This is a genomic window from Novosphingobium sp. SG919 (assembly GCF_012932495.1).
GTDB classification, from domain to species: Bacteria; Pseudomonadota; Alphaproteobacteria; order Sphingomonadales; family Sphingomonadaceae; genus Novosphingobium; species Novosphingobium rhizosphaerae.
The window spans coordinates 553879-570927 of record NZ_JABCNG010000002.1 but is presented as its reverse complement, the minus strand read 5'-3'; the positions used below and the strand labels follow the sequence as shown (position 1 = coordinate 570927).

Here is a 17049-nt window from a genome sequence, read left to right as displayed (position 1 = left end):
CGCCCTTGTGATCGCGCTGTTGCCCATAACCTGACGCGTTTGCCGCAATGATGCAAGTGCGAAATCGCGCGGGCGCCGAACCGCGATTTTTGCATTGCATCCGTGCTGATCTGTGCCGACTCTCGCGTGCATGCGTGTGGCGATCGTCGATGAAAGCGCGGCCAGGGCCTCTGTCATCCATGAAGGATTGGCGGGGCTGGAGGACTGCGAGGTGTTCGTGATCACCCAGCGTCGCGCGCTGGTGGCACGCATCGCCGAACTGGAGCCCGACATCGTGCTGATGGACCTGGGCAACCCCAGCCGCGACGTGCTGGAGGAATATTTCGCGGTCAGCCGCGTGCTCGACCGGCCGATTGCGATGTTCGTTGACGATTCGGACGAGGAGTCGATTGGGGCGAGCATCGACGCCGGGGTTTCGGCCTATGTGGTCGATGGCTTTGCCCCGCACCGCATCCGCGCGATCCTCGATCTGGCCGTGCGGCGGTTCAACGCCTTTGCCCGGCTCCAGGCCGATCTGGCCGACGCGCGCGGCAAGCTGGCGGAGCGCGAGACGGTGGACGCGGCCAAGCGCATCCTGATGAAATCGCGCGGTCTTTCCGAACCCGATGCTTATGCCGCCTTGCGCAAGACGGCGATGGACCAGGGGCGCAAGATCGCCGAAATCGCGGCGGCAGTGGTAACGGCCCATGGCCTGATGGGAGGCAGTTGATGGCCCACGAATTTGCAATCGGCTTCCTGCCGCTGGTCGATGCCGCGCTGCCGATCCTGGCGCACGAGCACGGCTTTGCCGTGCAGGAAGGCCTGTCGTTGCGGCTGGTGCGCGATGTGAGTTGGGCCACGGTGCTCGACCGGCTGCTTTACGGCCACACCCATGCCGCGCATCTGGTGGCGCCGCTGGCCATTGCCACCACGCTGGGACGCGGGCGCCCGGCCCAGCCGCTGACCGTCCCCTTCGTGCTGGGGCTCAACGGCAACGCCATCACCCTGCGCACAGACCTTGCCGCGCGAATCGCGCCAGACGGCGCGCTGGCCGATCCCCGCGCTGCCGGGGCCGCACTTAAAACCGTGGTAGCAGAGGAACTTGCCCAAGGCAGGCGGCTGCGCTTTGCCGTGGTCCACCGCCATTCCAGCCACAATTACATGCTGCGCTACTGGCTGGCCGCCTGCGGCATCCGCCCCGATGTGGACGTGGAGATCACCGTCGTCCCCCCGCCGTTCAGCGCCGACGCGCTGGAAGCGGGCGAGGTGGATGGCATCTGCGTGGGCGAACCGTGGAACAGCGTGGCGGTGGAGCGCGGGGCCGGGCGAATCGTGCTGGCCACCGCGCAGATCTGGCGGCGCGGCGTGGAAAAGGTGCTGGCCATGCGCCAATCCACGCTGGAGGATCGCCGCCCCGAAACCGAGGCATTGATCCGCGCGCTGACCATGGCGGCGCGCCACTTTGCCGATCCCGCCATGGCCCGCGAAAACGCCGCGATCCTGGCGCGCCCGGCCTATCTCGATGGGCGGGCCGAGCTGATCGAACGGGCCATCACCGACCGCCTGCGCCTGTCGCAAGGCGCTGAACCGGTGCATTTTCCCGATTTCATGTTCCAGTATCGCGAGGCGGCCAATTTCCCGTGGGTCAGCCAGGCGCAATGGCTCTACACCCAGATGGTGCGCTGGGAAGGCGGCGCGATCGACATGGCAGACGCGCAGGCCGCCGGGCGGGTTTTCCGCCCCGATGTCTATCGCGCGGCGCTGCTCGGCAGCGGGGAGCCCCTCCCCGGCGCCAGTTCCAAGGTGGAAGGCAGCCTGGCGCAATTGACGTCGGTGGGGGCGCAGCAAGGCGCGATGACCATGGCCGACAACCGCTTTTTTGACGGGCGCAGCTTCGATCCGCACGATATCGCGGGGTATTTGGCGAGTTTGGAAAACAACCTGTAATCAAACAACTACGTCAGCCCGGGCTTGACCCGGGGTGACGACAGTTAAGGCTCCGATTCGCTCGCACCTGCAAAATCCGCTTGGCGAAGCACCGGCTAGCGTATAGGATCAACCCTATCAGCCCTGATCCGGCCGGCACCCAATGGCGGGTGCCCCTCGCGCCGGCCAAGGGTTCTTTCTTCCCATCGCGTGGCAACGAAGCCGCCCCGACCATCGCCTCCTGGCGTGTGTTGTGGCGGCCTTTTTGCGTTTGCTGCGTGGCATTGCAGGAGTTCGTGATCCATGGTTGCCACACCTCTCCAACGCCTCGTCGTGATCGGCAACGGCATGGCCGGGTGCCGCGCGGTGGAGGAAGTGCTGGCGCGCGATCCGGCGGTCTACCGGATCACGATCTTCGGCGCCGAACCGCGGGTGAATTACAACCGCATCATGCTTTCGCCCGTGCTGGCCGGCGAAAAGACCTTTGAAGACATCGTGATCAACGATGCGGCCTGGTATGCCGACAACGGCATCACGCTGGTTGCGGGCGATCCGGTCGTGGCGATCGACCGCGCCGCGCGCACCGTCACCGCCGCGTCGGGCCGGGTCGAACCCTATGACCGGCTCCTGCTCGCCACCGGGTCCGATCCGTTCATCATTCCCGTGCCCGGCGCCAGCCTGCCCGGCGTGGTCACGTTCCGCGATCTGGACGATGTGGACAAGATGTTGCGCGCTGCCGATGCCGGTGGCCAGGCCGTGGTCATCGGCGGCGGGCTGCTCGGGCTGGAAGCGGCGCATGGCCTCTCCTTGCGCGGCATGGGCGTGACGGTCATTCATCTGATGCCCACGCTGATGGAGCGCCAGCTCGACGAAGCGGCAGGCTACCTGCTCAAGACCGAACTGGAACGGCGCGGACAGACGATCCTGACCGGGGCGGACACGGCCGAAATCCTTGAACGGAATGGGCGGGTGGCCGGTGTGCGGCTGAAAGACGGGCGCGAGATTTCGGCCGATCTGGTGGTCATGGCCGTGGGCATCCGCCCGGCGACCGCGCTCGCCAAGTCCGCCGGGCTAGCGGTGGAACGCGGCATCGTGGTGGACGATCACATGGTCACCAGCGACCCCGCAATCCTGGCGGTGGGCGAATGCGTGCAGCATCGCGGCGCCTGCTATGGCCTGGTCGCGCCGCTGTGGGAGATGTGCCGCGCGGCGGCCGACATGGCCGTGGGCCGCCCCGGCGCGGGGTTTGCCGGATCGGTCACCTCCACCAAGCTGAAAGTTTCGGGGATCGACCTGTTTTCGGCGGGCGATTTCTCCGGCGGCGCGGATTGCGAGGACATCGTGATGCGCGATGCCGCGCGCGGGCTCTACAAGCGCGTGGTGGTGCAAGGGGGCCGCGTGGTCGGCGCCGTGCTCTATGGCGATACCAGCGACGGCGCCTGGTATTTCGACCTGCTCAAGCGCGGCGCCGAAATTGCCGACATGCGCGAGAAGCTGATCTTCGGCCAGGCCCATGCCCTTTCCGGCGGCGCGGCGGCCGATCCGCTCGCCGCCATGGCCGCCCTGCCCGATGACGCGGAAGTGTGCGGCTGCAACGGCGTGTCCAAGGGCACGGTCATGGCCACTATTGCCGGCGGCGCGTGCAGCCTCGATGCGGTGCGTTCGCAGTGCAAGGCGTCGGCCTCGTGCGGATCGTGCACTGGCCTGGTGGAACAATTGCTCGCGCTCAGCCTGGGCGAGAACGTGCAATCCGGCCCCAAGACCATGTGCAAGTGCACCACGTTCACCCATGCCGATGTGCGCCGCCTGATCGTAGAGCGCGAATTCAAGCTGATCCCGCAAGTCATGCAGGAATTGAACTGGAGCACGCCCGATGGCTGCGCCTCGTGCCGTCCCGCGCTCAACTATTACCTGCTCTGCGCGCTGCCGGGCACCTATCAGGACGACCAGCAAAGCCGCTTCGTCAACGAGCGGCTCCATGCCAATATCCAGAAGGACGGCACTTATTCGGTGGTGCCGCGCATGTGGGGCGGGATGACCAACCCCGGCGAATTGCGCGCGATTGCCGATGCCACCGAAAAGTATGGCCGCATGGTCAAGGTGACCGGCGGGCAACGGCTCGATATCTTTGGCGTGAAGAAGGAAGACCTGCCCAAGATCTGGGCCGATCTCAACGCTGCCGGCATGGTTTCGGGCCATGCCTATGGCAAGTCGTTGCGCACGGTGAAGACCTGCGTGGGCAGCGAATGGTGCCGCTTCGGCACCCAGGATTCCACCGGCCTCGGCATCAGGATCGAGCACATGACCTGGGGCAGCTGGATGCCGCACAAGTTCAAGATCGCGGTCAGCGGCTGCCCGCGCAATTGCGCCGAAGCGACGATCAAGGATTTCGGCGTGATCTGCGTGGACTCGGGCTATGAACTCCATGTCGGCGGCAACGGCGGCATCCACGTGCGCGCCACGGACCTGCTGTGCAAAGTCACCACCGAAGCCGAGGCGATGCAGGTCTGCGCCGCCTTCGTCCAGCTCTACCGCGAAGAGGCATGGTATCTCGAACGCACCGCGCCGTGGATCGAGCGCGTGGGCCTGGCGCATATCAAGGCCAGCCTGTTCGACGCGCCCGACGCGGTGGAGCGCTTGGCCGCGCGCTTTGCCTATTCGCAGAAATTCTCGCAGGACGATCCCTGGGCGCGCCGCGTGGGCGGCGAAGACGCCGAACTGCACCAGCACCTGGGCGAGTTCCGCCCCTTCCCCACCCCCGCACTTTTGGAGGCCGCAGAATGATCGGCGATTGGCTGGATATCGGACCGGTGGGCCAGATCAGCCCCGGCAACGCGCGCACCCTGCCGGTGCAGGGCGGCGAGGAAATCGCGATCTTCCACACGCTGGACAACCAGTTCTATGCCCTGGTCAACAAGTGCCCGCACAGGCACGGACCGCTCAGCCAGGGCATCGTCCACGGCGCGGTGGTCACCTGCCCGCTGCACAGCTGGAACATCAGCCTGAAAACCGGGCAGGCGCTGGGCGACGATCAGGGCTGCGTGCCGACGATCCCGGTGCGCGTCGATGCCGGGCGGCTCTATCTGCTGCGCTCCGCCGTGGTGGGCGCGCAGGCGCCGGCGCACGCGGCATGAGCGACGATTTCCCCGTCGGCACCGTCTGGCTCGTTGGCGCCGGGCCGGGCGATCCCGAACTGCTCACCCGCAAGGCCGCGCGGCTGATCGGGGAGGCGAGCGTGGTATTCCACGATGCGCTGGTCGGTCCCGGTGTGCTCGATCTCATCAGCCCCGGCGCGCAGCTGGTCCATGTCGGCAAGCGTTCGGGCCGCCATTCCAAGGACCAGGCCAGCATCGACCGGCTGATCGTGGAGGCGGCGCTGGCGGGCGAACGCGTGGTGCGCCTCAAAGGCGGCGATCCGGCGATCTTTGGCCGCGTGGCCGAGGAACTGGACGCCTGCCGCGCCGCCGGGATCGACGCGCGCATCTGCCCCGGCGTGACGGCGGCGAGCGCAGCGGCGGCCAGCCTTGGCGCCTCGCTCACGCTGCGCGGGCTGGCGCGCAAGCTCACTTTCATCACCGCCCATGCCCGCGCGGGCGAAGCGCTCGACCTGGATTGGGCCGCATTGGCCGATCGCCAGGCAACCCTGGCAATCTACATGGGCAAGGCCGCCGCGCCCGAGGTGGCCGAGCAACTGATCGCGGCAGGGCTGCCCGGGGACACGCCGGTAGCCATGGTGGAAAACGCCAGCCTGCCGCACGAGCGCGTTTTGCGCACCCGGCTCGATCTGCTGGGCCTGGCCGCCCGCAGCGGTTTGGGCGATGGGCCCGCGCTGTTGCTGATCGGCCAGGCGATGGCGCGGGCCGAGATCAGCGCCGGCCAGGTGGAAAACCCGAATAGCAGCAGACAACAAAACGTTAAGTTGGCAAGCCGCATGATCGTGCCCGCGATAACTGGCCGGCCGAGACCCGATGAGCGATTTTCAGAGCATCATTCTTGAAATGATTGCGCGTGGCGCTCCGCTGTGCGCCACGATCGTTCGGTTGTGCGAGGAAGTGGAAAGCCAGGCACCCGGCGTGGTCTGTTCGGTGCTGACTGTCGACAGCGGCGGCCGGCTGCGGCCCCTGGCCGCGCCCAGCCTGCCCGCATCGTTGCGCGCCGCGATCGATGGCGTGGCGATCGGGCCCAACGTGGGCGCATGCGGCACGGCCACCGCGCTGGGCGTGGAAGTGATGTCGACCGACATTGCCAACGATCCGGCTTGGGCCCAGTTTCGCGACCTGATGTTGCCGCTCGGCCTCAGGGCCTGCTGGTCGCGACCGATCTTTGCCGGGCAGGAACGGCCGGTAGGCGCCTTTGCCTTTTACTACCGCGAAATGCGCGGCCCTTCGGCCCTGGAGCGCGACCTGGTCGACCGCTGCATCGCGCTATGCGCCATTGCGCTCGATCGGCAGCGCCGGGTCGAAGAGCGCGATCGCCGGGCCAACACCGACGCCCTGACCGGGCTGGCCAATCGCGCGGCCTTCAACACCGCCCTGGCCGGGCTGGATTGCAGCCGGCCCGGCAATTGGGCGCTGTTCATGATCGATCTCGATGGGTTCAAGGCGATCAACGACACTTATGGCCACCAGGCCGGGGACGCGCTGCTGGTGGAAGTGGGGCAGCGCCTTGCCGGCGCGGCACTGCCCGATCCGGTCTATCGCATCGGTGGCGACGAATTTGCCGTGCTGATCACCGCCGATCACCACCTGCAAGCCATCGAGACGCTGGCCGAACGCATCCTGGAAACCTTGCGCCCGCCGGTCAGGCTGTCCGGGCATTTCCTGCGCCCGGGCGGCACCATGGGCATGGCCATCTTCTCGGCGGGCGACTGCACCCCCGAACGCGTGCAGCAGAACGCCGACTACGCGCTCTATCATGCCAAGGATATCGCGCGGGGTGGCTTCGTGCGGTATTGGCCGGGCATCGGCACGCGCATGACGCGGCGCATCACCGCAGTGCGCGAACTGGATGCCGCCCTGCGCGATGGGCGGCTGGAGGCGCACTACCAGCCAATCATCCACCTTGCCAGCGGCGAGGTCTGCGGCTTGGAAGCGCTGTGCCGCATTCGCATGGACCAGCGCATGGTCACGGCGGCCGAATTCCACGAAGCAACCAGCGACCCGCAGACCGCCTGCGCGCTGACCCTGGAAATGATCGACCAGGTGGCGCGCGATGCGCGATCCTGGCTTGACCAGGGCGTGCCGTTTTGTCGGGTGGGCATCAACGTGAGTTCGGCAGACCTGCACAGCGCGGGCTTTTTCAACGCGCTGGCCGGGGCATTCGAACGGCAGCGCGTGCCGCTGTCGATGGTCATCCTGGAAGTGACCGAGGCGGTCTATATCGATGACGACAACGGCGTGATCCGCCGTTCCGTGGCGGCCTTGCGCGCCAAGGGCCTCAAAGTGGCGCTTGACGATTTCGGCACGGGCTTTGCCTCGTTGACGCACCTGATGTCGATACCGGTGGATTTCATCAAGATCGACAAGTCGTTCGTCGACCGCATCGTTTCGGATCGGCCGAGCCAGATCATCGTCGAAGGGGTGATCGACATTGCCGTCAAGCTGGGCATCCAGGTGGTGGCCGAAGGGATCGAGCATCAGGACCAGGCCGATACACTGGGCGCGATGGGCTGCCTGGCCGGCCAAGGCTATCTGTTTTCGCGCGCCGTGCCGGGCGAGGCGATTACCGGGTTGATCTGCCCCACCCGCAACCTGGGCGGGGCAGCCCAACGGGCTCAGAACGCGTAGTCGGCCTCCAGCCAGATCTTGCGCGTATCGCTGCCATAGCCGCGCGCGGTGTAATCGGCATATTTGGCCAGCAACCCCACCTTGTGCCACTTGAACCCGGCACTGGCATCCCATTCGCGGCCCAGCGGCAGATCGCCGGCGTCGGAATGGAAATCGTGCCAGGTCACCGTCGCGTTGAGGCCGGGCATGGCCTGGACGGCAAAAGTCTTGGCAAGGCCGGCATAGGCATCGCGCAGGCCGGCAGCGGGCGTCGTCAGGAAAAGGTCGCCCCAGCCGTTGAACTTGTGCAGCGTGGCCATCGGGGTTTGCAGGGCGATGCCGTTGTCGCTGCCCAGCTTTTCATAGCCGGCGGTGGCAGTGAAACCATGCGCGGAAAGATCGGCCTGCCCTGCCAGGTAATCCGCATCGAACCGCCGGGGATTATCGGCCCACGGCTTTTGCCGGGCATAGCTGCCCGCCAGTGCCAGCTTCACCCCCTTGCCCAGCGGCAGCGCGGCCGTGGCGCGCAGCCCCCAGGTCTGCGTATCGGCGAGCGTCAGCGTCAGGGCGGGCACCTGCTCCGCCCGATCGTAATCGAGCAGATAGGCAAAGCCCTTCACGGCAAAGGGCCCGTGGTGCAACCCGGCCTGCAGGAACCAGAAGCGGCCGTCATACGCGGTGCGGCCCTGCGCCTCGGTGCCATAGAGCGTGCGCTGGCTCTTGGCATAAGACGCGTCGACCACGAGCGGACCCAGTGCCAGTTCGCCGCGCACCGCGTCGAACGTCTGCTCGTTCTGCCGCCAGGCCACCGCGCCGACCCAGCGCTGATCGTCCAGGTTGATCACCTGGCGCCCCACCGTCAGCCCCAGTGCCTTGGTGCGGTACTGGATCTGCAGGCGGTTCAATTCCACGTTGGCCGGATCGGCCACGACGGCATAGCCGGGTTTCGCGCGCGCCGGCACGAACGACAGGGCGTTGTAATTGCCCACGATCGGCAACGTGCCTTCCATTTCAGCCAGCACCGAAAGATGCGAGGGTGCGTGGCGCAATTCCACCCCGCTGCGCAGCCGCAGCGTCACCGCATCGGCGCCCTTGGCCGGCGTATCGACATTTTCCCAACGCAACCGCGCATCGAGGATCGGATCGAGCGTCAGTGTGTCGGACACGGGCACCGGATCACCCGTCGCGGCGTGGACCGGCTGTGCCAGGGCAAGCGGCGCGGCCAACAGCGCGGCTGCCAAGAGGCGATATGTCATCGGCATTTTCCTTCCTGAACCTGTTGGAACCGATGGCTGCCGCCGCCCCCCGCGCGTCTGCGCAAAACAAAAAAGCCGCCACGAGATGATCCCTGGAGGATCACATCGGGCGGCACCATTGCCACGCATTGTTACGAAGGGCCAGCGGCCCGGAAAGAACGCCCGCCATTGGGCGCCGACCAGCCGGCTCGAATGCCAGGCTAAGCGATTCGGGTGCAGCGCAGCAAGGACTTTTTGCCGCTTAGGGCAGCGTCACCGTGGCCAGGCGATCTGCCTGGAACGAACCGAGCCACAACGTGTCGTCCACCTGCACCGCGGCGGACAGGCCGCTGAAACCGGGCTGCGGATGCCCATAGGCCACCGTGGCGATGCGCCTGGCGGCCAGGTCCACGGCCCCCACCACCCAGCCACGGTGGCACAGCATCGGATCGGCCGCACGCCCGGTCACGCGGCGCAATCCGCCACAGGCCGGCTCGTCGAGCCGCATGCCGGCCGCCAGCAGGCGTCCCTCGCTCCAATGCACGTTATCGGGCATGAAATCGGGCGCAACGATGCGGCGCAGCGGGCGGCGGGTATTGGCGCGGTCGAACACGACGACCGCATGCCAGCCAAACGCGACGACATAGAAATGCCGCTGGTCGGGATCGACTTCCAGCCCGTTGTTGCCCGGCAGCCGCGTGCCCGGCACTTCGCGAAAAGCCATGTCGCCCGGCCGCCATTGCCAGACGGCGCCGGTCGGTTTGCCGTTCATGAAATCGCCGATCGTGGTGCCCGGCGCGGTCAGCACCGTCGCCAGGACCGTGCCATCGGCAAAGCGCGCGACGGCGTTCGCCACCTGCCCCGGCGGCATGGGCAGGCACCCGCGCCACGCCAAGCGCGGGCGCGGGGCCGCCAGGTCCACATCGAACACCTCGATCGACTCGCGCCCGCCGTGGTTCACCGCCAAGAGGCGCCATTTGCCGTCATCAAGGCGCGAAAGCGAAAGTCCGCGCGCATTGAACAGCGCCGGATCAAGCGGGCCAGGACATTGCGGCCAGGCCGCGGCATCGCGCACGACTTGCTCGGCCGCGCCGGTAAACCACGGCTCGGCCACGCGACGGCGGGTATCAACCAGCTTGAGCCCGGCACCCGGCGCAAACCCGCTGCTGACCAGAAACGGCGTATCGGCCAAGCGCAGCACATCCTCGGGCTTTTGCACGCCGCAGATGTAGGCCAGTTCGCTATCGGCCGGGCAGGCCTGCGCGCGGGCCGGCAGCGGCGCCACAGCCAGCACCACCATTGCCGCCAGGGCAGCCAGGATCGCGCGCATCAATCGCGCGGCCGGCCGCTGCGCCCCGGCTCCGCCGGTGCCTGCCCGAACAGCGCCATGTCGGCCCAATGCGGCCAGGCGATCACGCCAGGCTGCTCCCCCAGCAGGACCAGGCGCGGGCGCTTGGGATCCAGCGCCGGCCAGGGCCCAATCGGCGCGCTGGCGGGCACACCGGTGCGGGCAAAGGCCAGCAATGCGCCGGCCATGGTATCTTCCAGCGCCTGGTCCACCGGCCGCCAGTCGCGCGTGTGACGAAACAGGTTCAGCGCGTCGCGCGTGCGCAGCCAATAGGGCACGTCACCGGTGTGATAGGCGCCCACCGTGGCCGGATCGTGATCGGAAAAGACCACGCCCGGCGCATAGGGCTGGCGCCGCGCAAAGAGATAGGCATAAGCCGGCCGCGTGCCGAAACGGCGCTGCGCGGCCGCCCAATCCGCCATCTGCCGGCCGACCGTGGCATCGCGGGCAATGTCGGCTGCGGCCCGTGCGGGATCAGCACCGGCATAGGCGGCCAGGATCGCATCGGCGCGCGCGCCGAAGCGGTCTTTCACCGCCGCTGCCAGGGCATCTGTCGTGGCGATCGGCCCCAGCGGGCGAAAGCTTTCGTCGCGGGTATAGCCGATCAACACGGGCACATCGCTTTGCGCATGGGCGGCAAAGACCTCTTCCGCGCTGCCCGTGATCACCTGCCCATCGCGCACGATGGCGCTGCGCGGCGTGGTGGCGGCCATGATCCGGTCACCCGGCATGGTGCGCATTTCCGCGATGGAGGCGGCGCCGAGTTCCTTTTGCAGGGCCAGGCCCTGCGCTTCCCCCTGCGCCAGCGGCGCGGGGCCGAGCATGCCGCCGAACGGGCTGCCGCTCATCGCCACGGCGCGCGCGAACAGGCCCCTGGCCATCGGGCTGATCTGCAGGAGCGCCACCGACATCGCCCCGGCCGATTGGCCCACGATGGTCACATTGTCGGGATCGCCACCAAAGCGGGCGATGTTGCGCTTCACCCATTGCAACGCGGCAATCTGGTCCATCAGGCCATAGTTGCCCGATCCATGCCCGCTTTGTGCCGACAGTTCGGGATGGGCGAGGAAACCCAGCGCCCCGACGCGATAGGCGATGTTGACCCGCACCACCCCTTCGCGGGCCATCGGCTCCCCCGAATAGTTGGCCATCGAGGCAGAGCCGATGTTGAAACCGCCGCCATAGATCCACACCACGACCGGCGCGTTGCTGGTCTTGGGCGGCGCCCAGATATTGAGGAAGAGGCAGTCCTCGCTCGTCGCCTCGTTGCCGAAATAGTGGTTCTGCAGCGATCCGCGCAGCGGCTGGAGGCATTCGGGGGCGAAGCGATCGGCGTGCAGCGTGCCCGTCCAGGGCGTGACCGGCTGCGGCGGCTGCCAGCGCAGTTCACGCAGAGGCGGCGCGGCAAAGGGCACGCCCAGCCATGCCGCCACGCCCGAGGGCAACGTGGTCCCCTCGACCAGGCCGCCATCCACGGCAATCGGTTCGGCTTGCGCGGGAGCAGCCAGCCCCAGCGCAAGCGCGGCCAGAATCCGCCGGATCATTTGGCCTTGCCTGCCGGCGCCGGCACGTTGAGCACGCGGTGGAAGAAATCGAACGTGGCGTTGAGCGCCTGCATCGAGGCGGCATGGGTTTCGGCCGGGGTGCGGCCGATGAAGCTGTGGTCCACATGGGGAATGTAGATCGCCTGCACCGGTACCCCGGCTGCCTTGAGCGCGGCTTCGCCCAGGTGCGATTGCGCCACCGGGACGGTCTTGTCCTCGTCGCCATGGATCAGCAGGAACGGTGGGTCCTTGGCGTCGATATAGGCCACCGGGCTCACGCTGCGCAGCTTGTCGGCGCTGCACGGCCCCTCGCAGCCGAGCAGCCGGGTGCCGGCCGAATTGCCATCGGGCGTGGCGTTCATCCCGGCAAAGTCATAGACACCGTACCATGTCACCGCGCCCTGCACGCAACGGTCGGCGCCGGCAGCAGGATCGAGCGTGGTGTTGCCGCAAGTCAGCGCGGTCAACGCCGTCAGGTGCCCGCCGGCCGAACCACCCCACAACGCCACGCGCGCGGGATCGATCGCATAGTCGCCCGCATGCTCGCGCAGGAAGCGCAGCGCGGCATTGGCATCCTGAAGCTGCGCCGGAAACTTCGCCTCGCCCGACAGGCGATATTCCAGGCTGGCCACGGTAAAGCCTTCGGCCGCGAGCGCGGCGAGCACCTTGGGCCAATTGGCAAAGGCGCCCGAATGGCGGGTGTGCCCGGCCATCCAGCCGCCGCCATGGATATAGACCACCAGCGGATGGGGCCCCTTGCCTGCCGGCACATAGATATCCAGCGCCTGCGGGCGATAGCCGGGCAACTGCTGATAGGTCACGTCGCGCCAGGCCTTGACCCCGCCGGGAAAGGCCACCGGCACTTGCGGGAAACGATCGGCCAGCACCGGCTTGGCCTCGGTGGGGAAATCGCGCGCGGGTGCTGCTTGGGCGGGAACGGCGAGCAGGGCGCCAAGGCCCAGCGCTGCTGCGGAAAGGCGGGCAAACATCAGGTCTCTCTCCATGGTCTTGTTATGCTTTTTGGGGGGTGGCAGGGCCGCGCCGGCCCCGCCGATCAATCGGGAAAATCGGGTTTGTGGCGAGCCTGGGCGGCCAGGCGGATCGGCGCGTTGACCGCGCCGTAGCCGGCATAGCCGCGCCGCTCGACCACTTCGAAAAACACCCGCCGGGCAAAGGCGCGGCTGTAGAATTGGAGGTATTCGGCCTCGCCATCGCGGTCATAGAGGATGTCGCGCGTCGCCATGGCATCGATCAGGTCGGGCTCCAGTCCCCAGCGCGCTTCCAGATCGTCGAAATAGTTGCGCGGGATCGACAGGCGCGGCAGCCCCTGGGCATGGGCCGCATCGGCAACGGCCATGATGTCGTCGGTGGCAAAGGCGATGTGTTGCACCCCCGCCCCGAAATAGTTCTGGATGAAGCGCGAAGTGAGCGATTGCGTGGCGAGCGAGCCGTTGAGCGTGAAACGCACCGAGCGATCGGCGTTTTCCACAGCCTGGCTCTGGATCAGGCCCATGGGATCGGCAATGTCGAGCTGCGGGGTCTTGGCCACGTCGAACAGCGCGACGTAGAACAGCAGCCAGCTGAGGAATTCCTCGTACTGCATGGTCTGCGCGACATGGTCGATCGCCAGGCGCGGGCCGGGCACCGGGTCTTCCAGGGTTGTGGGGAATTCGTGCGCCCACATCGCCGCGCGGGTGGCGGCGTCGACGAAGTAGATCAGGCTGCCCCCCACCCCGCGCACGCTGGGGATCGGCCATTCATCGGGCGCCAATGGCTGGTTGAAGCGTGGCACGCGCAGGAAATCGGCCCGCGCCAGCGCGCCCGGCACATCGTCTACCGCCAGGCCCAGCGCGCAGACCGAAGCGCCGTGGACCACGTCGAAGCTGTGGGCCAGCCCTTCGGGCTCGCAATTGATCACGATGTTGACAGGGTCGTCCACCCCCTGCGTCCCCACCCCCTGCGTCCAGCGCGTCACGTCCTTGCTGCGGTGGCGCGCGGTGGGGCGAAAGCCCAGCGGGCGCAGCATGGCGGCGAGGTTTTCCGCTTCTTCATGGCTGGCGGCAAATTCGATGAATTCCACCCCAGCGGTCTTCACCCGTGGCGGCAACGCGGCAGCCGAAACCGAAGGCCGGGCAATCCCGCCCTCCAGCAGGCGCAGCGAACGATAGCCATCGAGCGCCACCCCGCTGGCGGAACCCGCGCGGAAACGGTCGTTGAAGATTTCCAGGCTCCAATAGCCCTGATAGCCGATCTTGCGGATCGCGCCGGCCCAATCGTCCAGCGGAAAATCGCCCTGGCCCGGCATGCAGCGGAAATGGCGGCTCCACCCCAGGTGGTCCATGTCGAGCATGGGAGCATCGGCCACTTGCACGATGAACAGCTTTTCCGGCCGGATGTCGCCGATGCTGGACGAGGGAATCTGCCGCGAGAGCGAGTGAAACGAATCGAGCACCAAGCCAAGCGCGGGATGATCGGCATCGCGCACGATGCCCCAGGCCTCGCGATGGTCGTGCACATGGCGGCCCCAGGCCAGCGCTTCATAGCCCAGGCGCAGGCCGCGCGCGGCGGCGCGCTCGGCCGCTTCGGTGAGATCGGCAATCGTGCGCTCGCGGTTGCCGTCCGACAGCGGCGAGCAGCTGGAGCAGACCAGCAGCAGGTCGGTGCCAAGCTCCTGCATCACGTCGAACTTGCGTTCCAGGCGGTCGAACGCGCGGGCACGCTGGGGCTCGGGCAAGCCGTCAAGATCGCGAAACGGCTGGAACATCGTGCAGGCCAGGCCCAGGTCGGCCATCATCGCGCCAATCTCGCGCGCGGAAAGATGCGTCGAGAGCAAGTCGTTCTCGAACACTTCCGCGCCGTCATAACCGACAGCAGCGATCGCCTGGAGCTTTGCATCGAGCGTGCCGGAGATCGACACGGTGGCGATGGATGTCTTGAATGCGGGATTGGTCATTGGCCGCCTGCCGATTGTTGCCTTTGGTTTCCTGCCCCGGCCATGGGCCTATCACGCCCCGATGCTTGACAAAAGCAAAAATGTTAGGGACTAGTTCGTTACATAAATAGCAGATGCAGAGGCGATGCTGGCCAAAGGCCGGGCCTTGCAACGAGGGACAGGTGCGGCAAGGAAGGATCATCGGCGCAACGGAAGCAGTGCCCGCAGCGATGCGGGACCGCAAACCTGCGCGCCGTCCTGCCCAGGAGAGACCCTTGCCCAAAGCCAGTTCCGACGCGCCAGATCCAAAGGCCAAGCAGCCGCGCCGGTCGCACGCGGAAGCACGCGAAGCCGCGATCGCGCAGATCGTGGACATCGCCACGCAGGAATTCGTGGAAAAGGGCCTGGCCGGCGCGCGGATCGACGAGATCGCCGGCAAGGCCACCAAGCGCAAGATCTACTACTATTTCGAAGGCAAGGAAGAACTCTACCGCGCCGTGCTGGAACGCGCCTATCGCCAGGTGCGCGAGAGCGAGGCGCAGGTGGACATAGCCAGCGGCACCGCCGTGGAGGCGTTGCGCCGGCTGATCGAGCACGACGTGCATTATCATGCCCGCCATCCCGAACTGGTGCGCCTGGTGATGAACGAGAACATCCACCGCGCCCAGCATCTCAAGCAGATCGCCGCGTTGCCCAGCCGCAACCACAGCGTGATCGAGATCCTGGCGCAATTGATCGCGCGTGGCGAAGCCGAGGGCAGCTTTCGCGCGGGCATCGATCCGGTCGAGTTGCATCTCAACATGACCGCGCTGGCGTTCTACAACGTATCCAACCAGTTCACCTTTGCCCACAATTTCGGCGTGGACATGACCAGCGAAACAGCGCTGGCCCGCCGGGCAAGCCAGGTGGCAGACATCATCATCGCCTGGGTGACCCACAAGGATTGAGCGCGAACGGCGGCCGCAGCCCAGCGGCCCGCCGGCCAGCGCCTGTCCCATGGCACCCGGCGCATGCGGGAGAGAGACAGGCATGGCCACACCCATCAATGCAAGCGCCGGCAGCGGGCCGGCGCAATGGACCCGCACGGGCCTGGCCATCGTGGCCCTGTGCTTTGCCATCAACATGGCCGACGGCATCGACGTGACGATCCTGTCGTTCATCGCCCCCCGGCTCCAGGCCGACTGGGCGATCGGGGCCGATACCATGGGGCTGCTGTTCGGGGCGGGACTTGTCGGCATGGCGATCGGCGGCATGGGCATCGCCCCGCTGGCCGACCGGCTGGGGCGGCGGCGCATCATCCTGGCCGCGCTGGGGCTGATGTCGGCCGGCATGGTGGCGAGCGGCTTTGCCGGCTCGGTGCCGGTGCTCTATGCCCTGCGCGTGGTGGTGGGCATGGGCATCGGCACGGTGCTGGCCGCCATGGCCGCATTGGCCGCCGAGGCCGCCCCCGCCGCCCAGCGCAACCTGGCCGTGGGCATCGTCCAGGCAGGCTATCCGTTTGCCGCCGTGTTCACCGCGCTCTTGACCGCGCACCTCCTGCCGATCTGGGGCTGGCATCGCCTGCTGCTGGCGGCCGGCGGCCTCACCGTGGTGCTGTTCCCCGCCGCCATGGCCATCCTGCCGCGTCAACACGAAGGCATGCCGGGCAGCGGCGCAGAGCCGGCCGGGCGCATCGGCGATCTGCTGTCCCCTGCGTTTCGCGCGCGCACGCTGGCGCTGTGGGCGGCGGTGTTCTGCGGCCTGATGGTGCTCTATTTTATCGTCAGCTGGATCACCAAGCTGTCGATCCAGGCCGGGCTTTCCGAAACCGACGGCATCTATGCCGGCGCACTGTACAATTTCGGGGCCTTCGTGGGCACCGCCGGGATGAGCGTGCTGGCCGTGCGCGTACCGCTGGGGCGGCTGGTGCCGGCAATGCTGGTCGGCGCGGGCGTTGCCATGCTGGTGTTCGGTTCGGTGGCGATGCCAGTGGCCGCCACGCTGGCGCTCGCGTTTGCCATCGGCGTGCTGCTGCAGGGCGGATACAACGGCGTCTGGCCGCTGGCTGCCGGCGTCTATCCCGCGCGCATGCGTGCCACGGGCGTGGGCTGGGCGATCGGCCTGGGCCGTGCCGGCGCGGTGATCGGGCCGATGATGGGCGGCTGGCTGATGGCCGCCAAAGCACCCCTTCCCGTGCTGTTTGCCGCCTATTGCGTGCCGTTGCTGGCCTGCGCCGCGGCCGCGTTTGCCGTCGACAGAATGTCTCTCGACGTTTCAGAATAATTTGACAGGAACTAGTTCGTAACATAAATGAGTCGTCGGAAGGCGAAACGGCAAACGT

General features: G+C 67.3%; 13 protein-coding genes. 8 read left to right on the top strand and 5 right to left on the bottom strand.

The features are described from left to right. Positions 1 to 130: 130 nt before the first annotated feature. From FHT19_RS12470 to FHT19_RS12445, 6 genes are all read left to right on the top strand, one after another. The gene (locus tag FHT19_RS12470; RefSeq protein ID WP_169475373.1) at positions 131 to 709 is read left to right on the top strand and encodes an ANTAR domain-containing protein; all 579 of its coding nucleotides are present in this window, start codon (positions 131 to 133) and stop codon (positions 707 to 709) included. Then, the gene (locus FHT19_RS12465; RefSeq protein ID WP_169475372.1) at positions 709 to 1926 is read left to right on the top strand and encodes an ABC transporter substrate-binding protein; all 1218 of its coding nucleotides are present in this window, start codon (positions 709 to 711) and stop codon (positions 1924 to 1926) included. Before FHT19_RS12470 ends, FHT19_RS12465 begins: the two co-directional genes overlap by 1 nt. Before the next feature lie 282 nt (positions 1927 to 2208). Then, positions 2209 to 4689, top strand: coding sequence for a nitrite reductase large subunit NirB (gene nirB / locus FHT19_RS12460; RefSeq protein WP_169475371.1), 2481 nt, complete (start codon positions 2209 to 2211; stop codon positions 4687 to 4689). Beyond that, on the top strand, positions 4686 to 5039 hold the full coding sequence (gene nirD, locus FHT19_RS12455; RefSeq protein ID WP_168557054.1) for a nitrite reductase small subunit NirD: 354 nt from the start codon (positions 4686 to 4688) through the stop codon (positions 5037 to 5039). The genes nirB and nirD overlap by 4 nt, the downstream gene beginning before the upstream one ends. Then, positions 5036 to 5902 (top strand): uroporphyrinogen-III C-methyltransferase, encoded by an 867-nt coding sequence (gene cobA / locus FHT19_RS12450; protein WP_169475370.1) that lies wholly within the window; start codon positions 5036 to 5038, stop codon positions 5900 to 5902. Before nirD ends, cobA begins: the two co-directional genes overlap by 4 nt. After that, positions 5874 to 7691, top strand: coding sequence for an EAL domain-containing protein (locus FHT19_RS12445; RefSeq protein WP_169475369.1), 1818 nt, complete (start codon positions 5874 to 5876; stop codon positions 7689 to 7691). Before cobA ends, FHT19_RS12445 begins: the two co-directional genes overlap by 29 nt. Here the strand turns inward: FHT19_RS12445 and FHT19_RS12440 are convergent. The 5 genes from FHT19_RS12440 to FHT19_RS12420 all read right to left on the bottom strand — a co-directional run bounded on the left by FHT19_RS12440 (position 7679) and on the right by FHT19_RS12420 (position 14750). After that, positions 7679 to 8926 (bottom strand): alginate export family protein, encoded by a 1248-nt coding sequence (locus FHT19_RS12440; RefSeq protein WP_169475368.1) that lies wholly within the window; start codon positions 8924 to 8926, stop codon positions 7679 to 7681. The two genes, FHT19_RS12445 and FHT19_RS12440, sit on opposite strands and share 13 nt — an antisense overlap. Before the next feature lie 241 nt (positions 8927 to 9167). Continuing rightward, positions 9168 to 10235: a hypothetical protein gene (locus tag FHT19_RS12435; protein ID WP_169475367.1), complete on the bottom strand. Its 1068-nt coding sequence runs from the start codon at positions 10233 to 10235 to the stop codon at positions 9168 to 9170. Next, positions 10235 to 11797: a carboxylesterase family protein gene (locus FHT19_RS12430; protein WP_169475366.1), complete on the bottom strand. Its 1563-nt coding sequence runs from the start codon at positions 11795 to 11797 to the stop codon at positions 10235 to 10237. Before FHT19_RS12430 ends, FHT19_RS12435 begins: the two co-directional genes overlap by 1 nt. Further along, complete coding sequence (locus FHT19_RS12425) at positions 11794 to 12786, bottom strand: alpha/beta hydrolase (protein ID WP_169475365.1); 993 nt, start codon at positions 12784 to 12786, stop codon at positions 11794 to 11796. Before FHT19_RS12425 ends, FHT19_RS12430 begins: the two co-directional genes overlap by 4 nt. A gap of 65 nt (positions 12787 to 12851) precedes the next feature. Next, a complete protein-coding gene (locus FHT19_RS12420) occupies positions 12852 to 14750 on the bottom strand; it encodes a sugar phosphate isomerase/epimerase and 4-hydroxyphenylpyruvate domain-containing protein (RefSeq protein ID WP_169475364.1) in 1899 nt (632 codons plus the stop codon). A gap of 254 nt (positions 14751 to 15004) precedes the next feature. On the opposite strand from FHT19_RS12420, the gene FHT19_RS12415 reads away from it, so the two are divergent. Together FHT19_RS12415 and FHT19_RS12410 are read left to right on the top strand one after the other, a co-directional pair. Next, complete coding sequence (locus FHT19_RS12415) at positions 15005 to 15676, top strand: TetR/AcrR family transcriptional regulator (protein WP_248290437.1); 672 nt, start codon at positions 15005 to 15007, stop codon at positions 15674 to 15676. Positions 15677 to 15758: 82 nt separating this feature from the next. Next, positions 15759 to 16991 carry an MFS transporter gene (locus tag FHT19_RS12410; RefSeq protein WP_169475362.1) on the top strand — a complete coding sequence of 411 codons (1233 nt, stop codon included), beginning with the start codon at positions 15759 to 15761 and terminating at the stop codon, positions 16989 to 16991. Positions 16992 to 17049: the final 58 nt, after the last annotated feature.